The sequence below is a fragment of the Ruegeria sp. BC2 genome (assembly GCF_056539245.1).
Genome location: NZ_JBQFUQ010000001.1, coordinates 2,038,740 through 2,053,448, shown reverse-complemented (window position 1 = coordinate 2,053,448; position 14,709 = coordinate 2,038,740). Strand labels below are relative to the sequence as shown.

Here is a 14,709-nt window from a genome sequence, read left to right as displayed (position 1 = left end):
TTTCGAGATCCTCCCTGTGACCGGTCCGGGACATGAAACGCCCACTGGCCGGAATGCTTGCCAGAGACAAAGCAAAGCCGCGGCCAAAGGGCAACCCCGCACCGGGAAACGGGCCGCAAATAATGGCCGCGCGTCACGCGCCGCTGATATTGCGCTCCATCAGGCGCTGGTACAGGCGTGGGGCCAGCCGGTTCAGCCACCAGGCCAGCCGCGCCACCCGGCCCACCGGGATGACGGGCCGCCCGCGATCCATCCCTTGCAGGATCACGCGGGCGGCCGCCTCGGGGGTCATCTCGTCCATGCCGTCGCTGGCCGATCCGGGGCGTGCGGTGCCATCGGGCTGCCGCTCGGCCCGGCCCGGGTTGGTCGCCACGAATGAGGGCGCCGCGATATGCACCCGCACGCCATGGGGCCGTTCTTCGGACCGCAGCGATTTGAAGAAACCGTCCAGCGCGTGTTTCGAGGCCGCATAAGCCGTGCGGTGATACAGGGGCGCAAATCCCGCCACCGACGAGATCGCCAGATGCGCCCCGCGCGACCGGCGCAGCGCGGGCAGAAAGGCGCGGGCCATCGAGACGGCCGCGAAATAGTTGATCTCGAACACCTTGCGGTGGCTGGTGTCGTCGGACTGATCGAACCCGCAGATCTGGGTGATCCCAGCGTTGTAGACAACCAGATCGATGCTGTCGCAATGCGCACGCGTATCGTTCACGGCACGCGCCAGTTGCGCCGGATCGGTCAGATCGCAGGCAATCGCCATCTGCGTAGCGGTGTCCTGCACCCCATCCACCTTCAGATCCAGCAGGACCACGCGCCATCCACGCTCTTGCAGCGCGGCCGAGAGCGCCTGACCCAGCCCGCCGGCCCCGCCCGAGATCACTGCGGTTTTCACAGGCCCACACTCCCTTTCCAAAGGTCGAACACCTCGGCGCTGGTCTTCTGCGGAACATAGCCGAACACGGTTTTCAGCGCGGTATTGTCCAAAACCGGTCGGTACTGCAGGAACCGCACCTGTTCAGGGCCATAGCGCGACAGGCCCAGCGGGTGAGCCACGGCCAGCGCCGCCTTGAGCGCCCAGGCCGGCAGGCGCAGCACGGGTTTTTCCAACGCGCGGGCCAGATCTTCGACGCTCAGCGCGCCGTCCCCGGCGACGTTGTACACTCCCGGCGGCCCATCGGTGGCCGCGCGTTTCAGGATGCGGGCCAGGTCACAGGTCCAGATGAACACGAAGGGGCTGTCGCTGCCCGCCACCGCCAGCAGGCGGGGTTTGCGGAACAGGGCGGTGATCTGGTTGTCGGTGCCGTCGCCCAGCACTGTGCCCACCCGCAGCACCACCTGCTCCAGCTGCGGCGCGGCCGTTCGGGCCTCGGCCAGCATCTCCTCGACCTGCCGCTTGTGGTCGGAATAGGGAAACTCGGGGTTGCCGCGCACCGGATCGGTTTCGCGCAGCGGCACCGGGTTGTCCGCGTGATAGCCATAGGCCGCTCCCGATGAGGTGACGACCAGCCGCCGCACGCCATGGGCCAGCGCGGCATCGATCACCTTTCGCGTGCCGCCCACATCCACCGCATGGGCCTCGGCCCGCGACATGCCCGGCGGCGGCGTGACGATCGAGGCCAGATGCACGATCACCTCGGGCTTCACCTTGGCGATAACCCGGGCGGGGTCGCCCGTGGTGACATCCATGCGCAGAAACGGAACCTCGTCCGGCAGCGTGTCCGGGCGGCGCAGGTCGGTGGCAAACACCTCATGGTCGCTCAGCTCGTCGAGCAGGGCGCAGCCGACCAGGCCCGCGGCGCCGGTGATCAGAATGCGGGTCATCGGGCGGCCTCGGTCCGGGCCATCAGCTGCGCTAGCGCCAGCCCCGAGATGGCATGCCAGATCCCCCAGAAGGCGGCCACCACGGCCATGCCGCCCAGGCCGTTGAAAAAGGCGAAGATCAGCACCAGTCCAAGGCCCGAATTCTGGATGCCGGTCTCGATCGTGATTGCACGCCGGTCAAAGGGGGACAGCCGGGTCAGAGTGGCCACAACCCAACCGCCCCCCAGTGCCAGGGCGTTGTGAAGGATCACAAGCCCGGCGACCGCCCCGGCGTAGCCTAGGAAGAAACTCCAGTTGGCCGCCAGGGCGAGCACGATGAAAGCCACGAAAATGGCCATGGACAGGATCTGCAGCGGCCCGCGCAGCCGCGCCGTCAGGGCGGGGCGCTTCTGGTTCAGGGTCACCCCCAGAACCAGCGGCAGGATCAGCATCAGCCCGACGATGATGGCGATTTGCACCGGGTCGATCTGGGTCTGCTGCAGAATGGCGCGGGTCGGCGGATACAGCCCGCCCCACAGAGCGATGTTGAACGGGGTCATCACGATGGCCCCGATGGTGGCGAAGGCGGTCATCGACACCGAAAGCGCCGCGTTTCCGCCCGCCCGATGGGTGATGAAATTCGAGATATTGCCCCCCGGGCAGGCCGCCACCAGGATCAGCCCCAATGCGATCGAGGGGCGCGGCTCGGTCAGCCAGACCAGCAGGAAGGTCAGCGCCGGCAGCACCAGGAATTGCGAGGCCAGCCCCACCACCACTGGCTTGGGCGCGCGCCGCAGCCGGTCGAAGTCGCGTGGTGACAGGTCGATGGCGATCGAGAACATCACGATCGCCAGAATCGCGTTCAGCAGAGTCAGCGAACCGGGGCTGAAATTCAGCGTGATCTCGTCGATGCCGGTCATGCGCGGGCTTTCCGGAACCGCGCGATCCAATCCGTCACCGCCTTGCGATAGGTCGCCTTGTCCACGTAATAGGCCATGCGGGGCAGGTTCAGGTACTGCATGCCTCCGGTGGCGCGCTGATAGTCTTTTTGTTTTTCCGCCTTCAGCGCCGCGGCCACGGGGCAGCCGGACTGAAGACCCTTGATATAGCGCGCCACCATTTCGGCCTGCTCGTGGCGTCCTTGCCAGCCTAGCCCGGTGGCCTCGATCATGCCCAGCACAAACAGATCGTCGCGTTCGGGATGTATGGCGTTCAGGTACAGATGCGGCGCATCGCCCTGCCAGTTCAGCAGGTTGGGGTCGATGAACGGGTAATGCAGCTTGTAGCCGGTCGCGGCCAGAATCATGTCATAGTCGCTGGCGCTGCCGTCCTTGAAGTGAACGGTGCGGCCCTCGATCCGGTCGATGTCGGGGCGAATGCGCAGGTCGCCGTGGCCCGCGTGGTACAGGACCAGCGAATTCACCACCGGGTGGCTTTCGTACAGTTTGTAGTCGGGCTTGGGAAAGCCGTATTTCTGCGGGTCGCCCACGAACCAGCGCAGGATCATCCCGTCGATCCGGCGCTTTAGCCACATGGGCAGGCGGATCATCCCGCCCAGCGTGTCGGCGGGTTTGCCAAAGACGTATTTCGGCACGAAATAATATCCGCGCCGCATCGACAGGTCGCACTGCGCGGCGTGATGGATGGCGTCCACCGCAATGTCGCACCCGGAATTGCCCGCGCCCACGACCAGCACCCGCTTGCCGTCGAACTGGCTGGGATAGCGGTACTGCGAGGCGTGGATCAACTCGCCGTCGAACTTGCCGGGAAAATCGGGCATGTTGGGCTCCGACAGGGTACCGTTCGCGATCAGCACCCCGGCAAACTCACCGCTATGCGTTCCCTGGTCGTCCCGCCAGGTCAGCCGCCAACCATCGCCCGGCGCGCCCAGTGGCGATGCGTCGATCACTTCGGTATTGAACCTGTAGTGATCGCGTAGTCCGAAATGATCGGCAAAGGCCCGGAAATAGTTGCGCATCTGCCGGTGCGACGGGTATTCGGCCACGTCGTCGCCCATCGGGAAATCGGCAAATTCGGTCATAGACTTGGATGAGATCAGATGCGCGGATTCGTACATGGTCGACCGTGGCGCATCGATATCCCACAGCCCGCCCACATCGGAATGCAACTCGAATCCCTGGAACGGGATGCCCTGTTCCTTCAGCACCTTGGCCGCCGCCAGCCCCATCGGACCCGCGCCGATCAAGGCATATGCCTTGCGCGCTTGTGTCATGAACCCTCCCCTGCTCGTGGCGCTTAACTTGAACGATCGTCCAAAATAAGGCAAGATGAAAAACATGAGCGCGAAATACATTGAAAAACAAAGGCAAAGGGCGCCATCGGCCCGGTCGCTGGAAACCAAGGCGCGGATTCTGGACGCGGCCGAGGCGCTGTTCGCGGAACGGGGATTCGAGGGCGCCTCGATCCGCGACATCGCCACGCGCGCCGGGGTGCAGGTGAGTTTGGTCCACCATCATGGCGGCGGCAAGGAAGAGCTGTTCTTCCAGACCGTCGCACGCCGCGCCGACGAGCTTGCCCGGATCAGGATGCAGGCGCTGGAGGATCGGCGCGCGCAGGACCCGCTGACCCTGCGGGGCATTCTGGACTGTTTCATCCGCCCCTATGTCAGCCTAGCCGAAACCGGCGGTCCGGGCTGGATGGCCTATGGGCGGCTGGTGGCGCATGTTTCGGTCGATCCGCGCTGGCGCCATATTGCCGCCGAGTGTTTCGACCCCACCGCCCAGTTCTTCATCCGTGAGATCGCCGCTCTGTATCCGCAGGCCGACCCGGCGCTGTTGGCCACGGGCCAGGTCTATTCGGTTTCGGCGATGCTGGCGCATCTCAACAGCGCCTGGCGGGTGCAGGCGCTGTCACAGGGCGGCGATCTGTCCGGGATCGACCAATTGGTCGAATTCTGCGCCGCGGGGATCGAGGCAATGGTGCACTCGGGCCGCGCTCGGCTCAGTCGATAGCGCGGGCGGTGCCCGAGACGCGCGGGGATTCAAGATTTCGGTCCTCAATTGTCAGTTTGTCGGCAGCTTGGGTGAAGACTCGGGCTTTGGTTGCGCCTTGGATTCTGTGTAGGGGGTGAGCACGGGATAAGCGCTCTGCATCGCTTCGATGGTCTGTGCCCGGAACTGGGTCTGAAACGGGTCGGGCTCGGCGGCGCGCACGGCCTCGGGCGAGAGGTAGAAGCCGACGGTCACGACCGAAACGGCAAAGACCGATCCGGCGGTCAGGGTGGCGAGGGTGTTGGTAATCGCGCGTAGCATGGCATTGATACTCCTGTTGCTGACGGGTTCGGGGTCTTGGGGGTGGCTCAGGCCTTTCGGGCCAGGGCCTGCTTCAGTTGGTCGTTCTCGGCCTGCAGCTGGGCCAATTGGCGGCCAAGCGCGTTCAGATGCGGGCGCAGCTCGGCCTCGGTGAAGCGAGGGGTGATGTGGCGCGGGCAGTTCCAGTCCAGCGCCGCGACATGGATGATCGCCGCGCGTTCGGCCTCGGCCGCGTCAGGGAAAAGGTCGCGCGCGGCCTCGGCCCCTTCGCGAAAGTCCACGCGGCCCAGAATCTTGAGCCTGCGCTGGTTGGCATAATCTATCAGGATCAGCGCGATCCGGTCATTGCCGTCCAGATTCCCGCGCGAGATATACTGTTTGTTGCCCGTGAAATCGGCATAGCCGATGGTCCGGTCGTCCAGCACCTTCAGAAACCCCGCCGGGCCGCCGCGATACTGGACATAGGGCCATCCGGTCTCGGACACGGTGGATTGATAGAACCCGTCGCGCGCCTCGATGAAGGCCTGCTCGGTGGGGCCGATCAGGTGACCCTGCTGCGGGCCGCCGTCGATGAACTTGGCGTAGGAGGCGGCGGACCCCATCCGCTCTTGATGGGCGCGGACGGCGCGAGTGAAGGTCAGTTCGGAAAAGGCGCGGGGCATGGGGTGCCTCCTTTCACAGGTTCAGATCGGACAGGCCGGGATGGTCGGCGGGCCGTGGCCCCAGGGGCCAGTGAAACAGGCGCTGGGCGTCGGTGATCGGCAGATCGTTCAAGGACGTATGTCGCTGGGCCATCCGGCCATCGGCGGCGAACTCCCAGTTCTCGTTACCGTAGGAGCGGAACCACTGGCCGCTGTCGTCATGCCACTCATAGGCATAGCGCACCGCGATGCGGTTCCCGTCACAGGCCCACAGCTCCTTGATCAGGCGATAGTCCAGTTCCGTGCGCCATTTGCGGGTCAGAAAGGCGTGGATCTGGGCGTGGCCGGTCAGGAACTCGGACCGGTTCCGCCACTGGCTGTCCGGGGTATAGGCCGGGGTCACGACGTCGGGGTTGCGGCTGTTCCAGGCGTCTTCGGCCTTGCGGACCTTTTCGATGGCGGTCTGCGTCGTGAACGGGGGCAGGGGAGGGCGCGGCATGGTCAGGGCCTTCAGGCGAGGGTGGCGGCCAGTAGGGCCACGGTCAGAAGGAAGGGAACATAGCTTGCGGGAAATGGGCTGGCGCGGCGTCGCATCGGTCAAATCCTTTGGGTGTACAGATCAGTAAACTGTGCTGATAAGGTGTACAGATCGGTCAACTATTTCAACCCTTGGGTCAAAAAAAGTTTTTCGTTCTGGCCTTCGTCATGGAAAATAAGAGCTAAAAACAGTGGCTTCATCGGCGTGAATTGCACCTGCGCGGCAAAGGCATTATGTACTGATCTGTACATGAGGGAGCCGAATCATGCGTCCGAACAAACGGGACGAGCTGGTCCGCAAAGCACTGCAGGTGTTTTACCGCGACGGGTTTCACGCCACCGGAATGGACCGGCTGGTGGTCGAAACCGGCGTGTCCAAGACCTCGATGTACAAGCATTTCCGCACCAAGGAGGAGCTGATCCTGGCGGTGCTGCGACTGCGGGACGAGAATTTCCGCAACTGGTTCGTGCGCCGGATCGAGGAGCTGGCCGACACCCCCGCCGATCAATTGCTGGCCGCGTTCGATGCGCTGGGCGAATGGTTCCGCGAGGACAATTTCCGCGGCTGCATGTTCATCAAGGCGGGGGCCGAATACCAGGATCCCGACCACCCGATCCATGTGCAGGCGGGCGAGCACAAGCGCCTGCTGCTGGAATATTTCACCGACCTGTGTCGCAAGGCTGGCGCGCGGGACCCGGACAAGCTGGCCTGCCAGCTGCTGCTGCTGAAAGAGGGCGCGATCGTCACCGCCGTGCTGCTTCGCAACGGCGATCCCGCGCGCGACGCCAAGGAGGCGGCTGCCGTCTTGCTGAAAAACGCGCTGGCTTGACCCAGGAAAACCCGCTTTAGTCCCTGAAGCAGGTAAAAGGGGGGTATATGCAGCAGGCTTCGGATTTTCTGGAAGAATGTCAGGTTCTTGATGATGCACTGACGGGGCTGGGTGCCGCGGACTGGCAGATCGTGACCCAGTTCAAAGACTGGACGATCGACGACGTGTTGGTGCACCTGCATTTCTGGAACCAAATGGCCGACCTGTCACAACGCGACCCGGATGCGTTCCAAGCCCGGGTGCAGCAGGTGATGCCGCGTATCCAGGCCGAGGGATTTCGCGCGACGGAAAACGCTGCAATCACCGAACGAGGACATGATCTGCGCGCCGCATGGTCTGATCTATGCAGCCGAATGGGCCGCGACTGGTCGGGGCTGGACCCCAAGTCGCGGGTCAAATGGGTGGGGCCGGACATGTCGGTGCGGTCCTCGATGACCGCCCGGCAGATGGAGAGCTGGGCGCATGGGCAGGAGGTATTCGACATTCTTGGCCTGACCCGGCCCGAGACCGACCGGATCCGCAACATCGTCGTGCTGGGGGTGAACACCTTTGGTTGGACCTACACGGTACATGGCCGCCCGGTGCCACCGGTGGCACCCTATCTGCGCCTGATCGCGCCGTCGGGGGCGCTGTGGGAATTCGGCGCGCCCGGCGCCGACCTGATCGAAGGGCCTGCCGTCGATTTTGCCCGCGTAGTGACCCAGACCCGAAACGTGGCGGACACTGGTCTGTCGGTGCAGGGGCCGGTCGCGCAGGAGTGGATGGCCATCGCCCAGTGTTTCGCCGGCGCCCCGGAAACGCCGCCGCCGCCCGGTGCCCGGCATCGCGTAGGGCATTGACGCCAAAGGACGTTGCGTAGCAGCGCAAACCGACGCGGCGTCACCCGGATTGGCGGAATCGGCGGCAAAAGCTACCCTTTTCGCCAACAGAATTCCGGAGAACCAATCATGTCGCTTTTTACCTCGACCGCTTCCTGGGTCACTGACGAACACCGCATGTTTGCCGAAATGGCCGGGCGGTTCATGGATGATGAACTGGTGCCCAACATCGAGGCCTGGGCCGAGCAAGGCGTGGTCGACCGTGACTTCTGGCGGAAGGCCGGGGAAACCGGGCTGATGGCCGGGGCCATCCCCGAGGAATTCGGTGGCGTCGGCGGCGGCATGGGTTTTGATGCGGTCACGATCTATGAGCAGACCTCGCGGGGGGATGCGGGCTGGGGCTATGGCATCCAGTCGATCGTGACCCACTACATCACCGCCTATGGCAGCGAGGATCAAAAGAGCAAATGGCTGCCCAAACTGGCCTCGGGCGAGATGGTCGGCGCGCTGGCCATGACCGAACCGGGCACCGGCTCGGACGTCCAGGCGATCCGCACCACAGCCGAAAAGGATGGCAATTCCTACCGGATGAACGGGTCCAAGATCTTCATCACCAACGGCCAGACCGCCGACCTGATCATCGTGGCCGCCAAAACCGACAAGTCGCTGGGCGCCAAGGGCGTGTCGCTGATCGCGGTCGAGACCGAAGGGGCCGAGGGCTTCCGCCGGGGGCGCAACCTCAAGAAGCTGGGGATGAAGGCCAATGACACCGCCGAACTGTTCTTCGAGGACGTAAAGGTGCCGATGACCAACCTGCTGGGCTCCGAGGAGGGGCAGGGTTTCTATCAGCTGATGAAGCAACTGCCATGGGAACGTCTGACCATCGGCATCATGGCGCTGGGCGCGATCGACTTCGCCATCGCCGAGACGTTGAAATACACCCAGGAACGCAAGGCGTTCGGCCAACGGGTGATGGACTTCCAGAACACTCGCTTCAAGCTGGCGGAATGCAAGACCAGGGCCGAGGTGCTGCGCAGCTTCGTCAATGACTGCATCGGCAAGCTGGAGGCCGGTCAGCTGGACGCGGCCACGGCCTCGATGGTGAAATACTGGGGCTCCGAGGTGCAAAACGAGATCATGCACGAATGCCTGCAGCTGTTCGGCGGCTATGGCTTCATGATGGAGTACCCGATCGCGCGGCTTTACGCGGATGCGCGGGTGCAGATGATCTATGGCGGCACCAACGAGGTGATGAAGGAACTCATCGCCCGCTCGATCGACGTCTGACCGGGCGCTCCCGCCCGTCGTCAACGGCCCTTGCGGGCCGCCTCCTCCGGTTGGGCCCGGCCGCGCCCGAGCGATGCTCGGCCGCGGCGGAGGCGGATCGGCTAAGGCAGCTGCCCCTGCAGCCATGCACGGAACGAGACAAGCGGGGCCGGCTCCGTGCGACTTTGCGGCCAGACAAGATAGTAGTCGCCCAGGCTGACCGGCGGAGCTGCACAGGCCGGAACCAACCGGCCGGCTTCCAGCTCGGCCGAAATCAGGTAGCTGGGCAGCAGTGCTGCGCCCAACCCATGGATCGTAGCCTGGATCATGGTCGAGAACTGGTCGAACAGCATGCCTCGGACGCCCTCGACAGGGGTGCTTTGCGCGGCGAACCAGCGTTCCCACGCATCGGGCCGGGTATCCAGATGCAGCAGTGGTGCGTCGACCAGCCATTCAGCGTTCGGGGCTTCGGCTGGCAGCAGGGCTGGCGCGCAGACCGGCAGAACCTCTTCGCACATGATCGGCAGATAGTTCACCCCGGCCCAGTCGCGCTGGCCGAAGTGGATGGCTGCGTCGAAGGGTTCGGTGCCGAAGTCGAATGGCTTGAGCCGTGTGCTGAGGTTCATCGTCACTTCGGGGTGGCGTTGCGCGAAATCCTGAAGCCGTGGCGCCAGCCAGTGCATACCGAAGGCGGGCAGGATCGACAGTTGCAAAGAACCGCCGGAAGGGTTGGCCTTCAGCTTCAGTGAGGCCTGCGCCAGTTGCTGCAGCGCCGTTCGGGCAGTTTCCACGTATTCCTTGCCAGCGGGTGTGAGTTGCAGGCGCATTCGGTCGCGTTGGATCAGTGCGACGCCCAGCTGTTCTTCGACGGCCTTCAACTGGCGACTGACCGCGCTTTGGGTCAGCGAGAGCTCATCGGCAGCTGCCGAGGCGCTGCCCAGGCGGTCGACGGCTTCGAGCGCCAACAGGGAAGAAATAGACGGCAGAAATCGACGCGGCGCCAGCATATGATTTTTCCTCATGGCTTTTGGAGGGAATATCACTGGTGGATCCTCCAACCCAATAGCAAAAAGGCGCAACGGTAGAAAAGTGCAGCGGGGCGATCATGACCATTCAGAACAGTTCGAGCGGATTTCGGCGGGCAGGGAGACTCGACGGGATCGAATTGTCCGAGATCGTCCAAATCTCGGAACGGGCCGCGCAGTTGCGGGCGCAGGGTGTGGACGTGATCGCGCTCAGCACCGGCGAGCCCGACTTTCCCACGCCGCCGCACGTGGTCGAGGCCGCCCACAAGGCGGCGCTGGAAGGCCAGACCCGATACCCCGCCACCGCCGGAACGCTGGCCCTGCGTGCCGCTATCGCGGAACAGGCCGGGGTCGAGCCGGCGCAGGTCATCGTCTCGACCGGGGCCAAGCAGGTGCTGGCCGGCGCGTTCCTCGCGACGCTCGATTCGGGCGATGAGGTCATCACCACCGCGCCTTTCTGGACCAGCTATGCCGACATGGTGAAACTGGCGGGCGGTGTGCCGGTCGTGCTGGATTGTCCGCGCGATCAGGCCTTCAAGCTGACCCCCGAACAGTTGGAGGCGGCGATCACCCCGCGTACCCGCTGGCTGCTGTTGAACACACCGTCGAACCCGACCGGGGCGGTTTACTCTGAGGCCGAATTGCAGGCGCTGGGCGCTGTGTTGGAACAGCACCCGCAGGTCTGGGTAACCTCGGACGAGATCTATCAGCACCTCGCCTATGTGCCCTTCACGCCCTTTACCCAGGCGGTTCCGGCGCTGGCCGACCGCACGCTAACGGTGAATGGCGTGTCCAAGGCCTATTCGATGACCGGCTGGCGCATCGGCTGGGGGATCGGCCCCGCGCCGCTGATCAAGGCGATGGCGGCGGTGCAGGGGCAGATCACCTCGGGTGCCTGTTCCATCGCGCAGGCGGCAGCACTGGCCGCGCTGACCGGCCCGCAGGATCTGTTGGCCGAACGCCGCGAGGCGATGCGTGCGCGCCGCGATCTGGTCGTGGATGGCCTGAAGGCCGCCGGTTTGGACTGCCCAGTGCCCTGCGGCGCCTTCTACGTCTTTCCGCAGACGCCTGCCGCGATGCCGTCGGACCCCGAGTTCTGCCGTCATCTGCTGGATCAGGCGGGCATCGCGGTGGTGCCGGGGCGGGCCTTCGGCATGCCGGGGCATTTTCGGCTTTCCTTTGCCTATGACACCGATAGCCTGACCCAAGGCCTGCGCCGGATTGCCGACGCCACGGCCAAACTCTGACCTGACCGGGGAACCCAGATGGATCGCGCCCAGATCGTTCACGAAAACTTCCTGACCCGCGTTGCCAACCGCGACCTGCCCGCGGGCGCGCCGCCGCGCCCGGGCCTGACTGCGCCCGAGGCGGTCTCGCTGTTCCGCTCTCAGGTCCTCAGCCGGGCGCTGGACCGCACCAGCCGGGCGATGCAGAAGGCGGGGCAGGGGTTCTACACCATCGGCTCGTCCGGGCACGAAGGCATGGCCGCCGTGGCCCATGCCCTGCGCCCGACCGACATCGCCTTTCTGCACTATCGCGACGCCGCCTTTCAGATCGCCCGGGCCGAGCAGGTGCCCGGCCAGCAGATCGCCTGGGACATGCTGCTGAGTTTCGCCTGTTCCAAGGAGGACCCGACCTCGGGCGGGCGGCACAAGGTGCTGGGCTCCAAGGCGCTGATGATCCCGCCGCAGACCTCGACCATCGCCAGCCACCTGTCCAAGGCGGTGGGGGCGGCCTATAGCCTGGGTGCGGCGCGGCGGCATGACCCCGAACACCGGCAACTGCCCGAGGACGGCATCGCGATGTGCTCCTTTGGCGACGCTTCGGCCAACCACTCCACCGCGCAGGGGGCGATCAACACCGCCGGCTGGACCAGCGTGCAGTCGATCCCGCTGCCGCTGCTCTTTGTCTGCGAGGACAACGGCATCGGCATCTCGGTCAAGACGCCCAAGGGCTGGATTCAGGCTTCGATGGAGTATCGTCCGGGCATCAGGTATTTCCAGGCCAACGGGTTGGACATCTATGAAACCTTCGCGGTGGCGCAGCAAGCGGCCGAATACGTCCGCACCCGGCGCAAGCCGGCCTTCCTGCACCTGAAAACCGTGCGGCTGTATGGCCATGCGGGGGCGGATGTGCCCACCACCTATCTCAGCCGCGCCGAGGTCGAGGCCGACGAGGCCAACGACCCGCTGCTGCATTCGGTGCGCCTGCTGGATCAGGCCGGGGCGCTGTCGCCCGAACAGGCGCTGAATATCTATGAACAGACCTGCGCCCGCACCGACCGCATCGCGGCGCAGGCTGCCACCCGCCCACATCTGGCCACCGCCGCCGAGGTCGCGGCCAGCCTCATCCCGCCCAAGCGCCCCTGCAAACCTACCAACGGCCCCAGCGCCGAGGCCCGCGCCGCCGCCTTCGGCAGCGACCTGCGCGCGATGGACGACCCGCAGCCGATGGCCCGCCTGATCAACTGGGCGCTGACCGACCTGATGCTGGAACATGGCGAGATCGTCTGCATGGGCGAGGATGTGGGCCGCAAGGGCGGCGTCTATGGCGTGACGCAGAAGCTGCAGCAGCGCTTTGGACCCGACCGGGTGATCGACACGCTGCTGGACGAACAGTCCATCCTCGGCCTAGCCATCGGCATGGCCCATAACGGCTTTCTCCCGATCCCCGAGATCCAGTTCCTCGCCTATCTGCACAATGCCGAGGACCAGATCCGGGGCGAGGCCGCCACGCTGCCCTTCTTCTCGAACGGGCAGTTCACCAACCCGATGGTCGTGCGGATCGCGGGGCTGGGCTACCAGAAAGGCTTTGGCGGGCATTTCCACAACGACAACTCGCTGGCGGTGCTGCGCGACATTCCGGGCGTCATCATCGCCTGCCCCTCGACCGGGGCGGACGCGGCGCGGATGCTGCGCGAATGCGTGCGCCTTGCGCGCGAGGAGCAGCGGGTGGTGGTGTTCGTGGAACCCATCGCGCTCTACCCGATGCGCGACCTGCATCAGGCGCAGGACGGCGCGTGGATGACCCGCTATCCCGCGTCCGACGAACGCATCGCGCCGGGCGAGGTCGGCGTGCATGGCGACGGCACCGATCTGGCGATCGTGACTTACGGCAACGGCCATTACCTGTCGAAACAGGCGCTGCCCGAACTGGCAGCGGCGGGCCTCAAGACCCGCATCATCGACATGCGCTGGCTGGCGCCGCTGCCGGAACAGGCGCTGCTGGAGGCCACCAAGGGCTGCAAACACGTCCTGATCGTCGATGAATGCCGCCGCACCGGCAGCCAGTCCGAGGCCCTGATGACGCTCTTTGCCGAACAGACCGACCTGCCCACCGCCCGTGTGGTGGCCGAGGATTGCTTCATCGCCACCGGCCCCGCCTATGCCGCGCCGCTGCCCTCGAAGGATGGCATCGTGGCCGCCGCCCTGACCCTGACCGGAGCCAAGAAATGACCCGCACCGCCGTCGTGATCTGCCCCGGCCGGGGCACCTACAACAAGCCCGAGCTGGGCTATCTGCACCGTCACCATTCGAACCGCATGGAACTGTTCCGCGAATTCGACGCGATCCGCGCCGAGACGGGCCAGGAGGCGGTGACCGCACTGGACGGCGCGTCGCGATTCTCGGTCAGCAAGTATTCCCGCGGCGACGTGGCCTCGCCGCTGATCTACGCCGCGGCGCTGGCCGATGCGCAGGCGCTGGCCGAGGGTATCGAGGTGGTGGCCGTCACCGGCAACTCGATGGGCTGGTATATCGCGCTGGCCGCCGCGGGGGCGCTGTCGCCCGAAAACGGGTTCCGGGTGGTCAACACCATGGGCACGCTGATGCAGACCCACCTGATCGGCGGGCAGCTGGTCTATCCCTTCACCGGCGACGACTGGCGCGACGATCCCGCCCGCAAGGCCGAGCTTTTGGCCGAAGTAGCGCGTATCAATGCATTGCTGGAGCATGACCTCGCCCTGTCGATCGACCTGGGTGGGATGCTTGTGCTGGCGGGCAACGAAGCCGGGCTCAAGGCCTTCGAGGCCGCCCAGCCCGTAGTGCAAGAGCGGTTCCCGATGAGGCTGGCCAACCACGCGGCCTTTCACACGCGCCTGCAGGCGCCCGTGGCGCAGGAGGGCCGCCGCCAACTGCCCGCCACGCTGTTCACCCAGCCCGACCTGCCGATGATCGACGGGCGCGGCAAGATCTGGTGGCCCGACGCCACCGACACGGGCGCGCTGTGGGATTATACGCTGGGCCATCAGGTGACCGAGCCCTACGACTTCACCCGCGCGGTGCAGACCGCCGCCCGTGAATTCGCGCCCGACCTGTTCATCGTCACCGGCCCCGGCGCCACGCTGGGCGGCGCGGTGGCGCAATCGCTGGTGCTGGCCAACTGGCGCGGCATGTCCGACAAGCAGAGCTTTCAGGCCCTGCAGGCGCAGGACCCGTTCCTGATCGCTTTGGGGCGCGAGGATCAAAGACCTCTTGCCATCGGCTAAGCGCTCGGGGAATCTGCGCGCGCATTCAAGGACA

Annotated in this window: 15 protein-coding genes; 7 read left to right on the top strand and 8 right to left on the bottom strand. The window is 65.4% G+C overall.

Features of this window, described 5'->3' with window-relative positions; all coding sequences use genetic code 11:
• Positions 1–133: 133 nt before the first annotated feature.
• The 4 genes from ACR0CU_RS10180 to ACR0CU_RS10165 are packed head-to-tail and all read right to left on the bottom strand — an operon-like array spanning position 134 to position 4,033.
• Positions 134–892, bottom strand: coding sequence for an SDR family NAD(P)-dependent oxidoreductase (locus ACR0CU_RS10180; RefSeq protein ID WP_170447041.1), 759 nt, complete (start codon positions 890–892; stop codon positions 134–136).
• A complete protein-coding gene (locus ACR0CU_RS10175) occupies positions 889–1,821 on the bottom strand; it encodes an SDR family oxidoreductase (protein ID WP_170447039.1) in 933 nt (310 codons plus the stop codon). Before ACR0CU_RS10175 ends, ACR0CU_RS10180 begins: the two co-directional genes overlap by 4 nt.
• Entirely contained in the window at positions 1,818–2,720 is a 903-nt protein-coding gene (locus ACR0CU_RS10170; protein WP_170443686.1) for a bile acid:sodium symporter family protein, read from the bottom strand. The genes ACR0CU_RS10175 and ACR0CU_RS10170 overlap by 4 nt, the downstream gene beginning before the upstream one ends.
• Positions 2,717–4,033: a flavin-containing monooxygenase gene (locus ACR0CU_RS10165; protein ID WP_170392378.1), complete on the bottom strand. Its 1,317-nt coding sequence runs from the start codon at positions 4,031–4,033 to the stop codon at positions 2,717–2,719. Before ACR0CU_RS10165 ends, ACR0CU_RS10170 begins: the two co-directional genes overlap by 4 nt.
• A 64-nt stretch (positions 4,034–4,097) precedes the next feature.
• Between ACR0CU_RS10165 and ACR0CU_RS10160 the strand changes: the two genes are divergently transcribed.
• Positions 4,098–4,772: a TetR/AcrR family transcriptional regulator gene (locus ACR0CU_RS10160; protein ID WP_170447037.1), complete on the top strand. Its 675-nt coding sequence runs from the start codon at positions 4,098–4,100 to the stop codon at positions 4,770–4,772.
• A gap of 51 nt (positions 4,773–4,823) precedes the next feature.
• Here ACR0CU_RS10160 and ACR0CU_RS10155 read toward each other — a convergent pair whose 3' ends face one another.
• From ACR0CU_RS10155 to ACR0CU_RS10145, 3 genes are read right to left on the bottom strand one after another with little or no spacing between them, the layout of a single operon-like run.
• Complete coding sequence (locus tag ACR0CU_RS10155; protein ID WP_174819685.1) at positions 4,824–5,072, bottom strand: hypothetical protein; 249 nt, start codon at positions 5,070–5,072, stop codon at positions 4,824–4,826.
• Between the two features lie 47 nt (positions 5,073–5,119).
• Entirely contained in the window at positions 5,120–5,734 is a 615-nt protein-coding gene (locus tag ACR0CU_RS10150) for a pyridoxamine 5'-phosphate oxidase family protein (RefSeq protein ID WP_480642947.1), read from the bottom strand.
• Between the two features lie 13 nt (positions 5,735–5,747).
• On the bottom strand, positions 5,748–6,212 hold the full coding sequence (locus ACR0CU_RS10145) for a nuclear transport factor 2 family protein (protein ID WP_170447033.1): 465 nt from the start codon (positions 6,210–6,212) through the stop codon (positions 5,748–5,750).
• Positions 6,213–6,516: 304 nt separating this feature from the next.
• On the opposite strand from ACR0CU_RS10145, the gene ACR0CU_RS10140 reads away from it, so the two are divergent.
• The 3 genes from ACR0CU_RS10140 to ACR0CU_RS10130 all read left to right on the top strand — a co-directional run bounded on the left by ACR0CU_RS10140 (position 6,517) and on the right by ACR0CU_RS10130 (position 9,185).
• The gene (locus tag ACR0CU_RS10140) at positions 6,517–7,080 is read left to right on the top strand and encodes a TetR/AcrR family transcriptional regulator (RefSeq protein ID WP_170358021.1); all 564 of its coding nucleotides are present in this window, start codon (positions 6,517–6,519) and stop codon (positions 7,078–7,080) included.
• 47 nt (positions 7,081–7,127) lie between these two features.
• Positions 7,128–7,919: a TIGR03084 family metal-binding protein gene (locus tag ACR0CU_RS10135; protein WP_170438398.1), complete on the top strand. Its 792-nt coding sequence runs from the start codon at positions 7,128–7,130 to the stop codon at positions 7,917–7,919.
• 108 nt (positions 7,920–8,027) lie between these two features.
• Positions 8,028–9,185 carry an acyl-CoA dehydrogenase family protein gene (locus ACR0CU_RS10130; RefSeq protein WP_170447031.1) on the top strand — a complete coding sequence of 386 codons (1,158 nt, stop codon included), beginning with the start codon at positions 8,028–8,030 and terminating at the stop codon, positions 9,183–9,185.
• 101 nt (positions 9,186–9,286) lie between these two features.
• Here ACR0CU_RS10130 and ACR0CU_RS10125 read toward each other — a convergent pair whose 3' ends face one another.
• Entirely contained in the window at positions 9,287–10,171 is an 885-nt protein-coding gene (locus ACR0CU_RS10125; protein ID WP_170447108.1) for a LysR substrate-binding domain-containing protein, read from the bottom strand.
• Positions 10,172–10,269: 98 nt separating this feature from the next.
• Here ACR0CU_RS10125 and ACR0CU_RS10120 point away from each other — a divergent pair, with 98 nt between their 5' ends.
• Genes ACR0CU_RS10120 through ACR0CU_RS10110 form a run of 3 tightly spaced genes read left to right on the top strand, consistent with a single transcriptional unit; the run spans position 10,270 to position 14,675 of the window.
• Entirely contained in the window at positions 10,270–11,436 is a 1,167-nt protein-coding gene (locus ACR0CU_RS10120) for a pyridoxal phosphate-dependent aminotransferase (RefSeq protein WP_170447029.1), read from the top strand.
• Positions 11,437–11,454: 18 nt separating this feature from the next.
• Complete coding sequence (locus tag ACR0CU_RS10115; RefSeq protein WP_170447027.1) at positions 11,455–13,644, top strand: dehydrogenase E1 component subunit alpha/beta; 2,190 nt, start codon at positions 11,455–11,457, stop codon at positions 13,642–13,644.
• Positions 13,641–14,675, top strand: coding sequence for an ACP S-malonyltransferase (locus tag ACR0CU_RS10110; protein ID WP_170447025.1), 1,035 nt, complete (start codon positions 13,641–13,643; stop codon positions 14,673–14,675). The genes ACR0CU_RS10115 and ACR0CU_RS10110 overlap by 4 nt, the downstream gene beginning before the upstream one ends.
• The last annotated feature ends 34 nt before the right edge of the window (positions 14,676–14,709 follow it).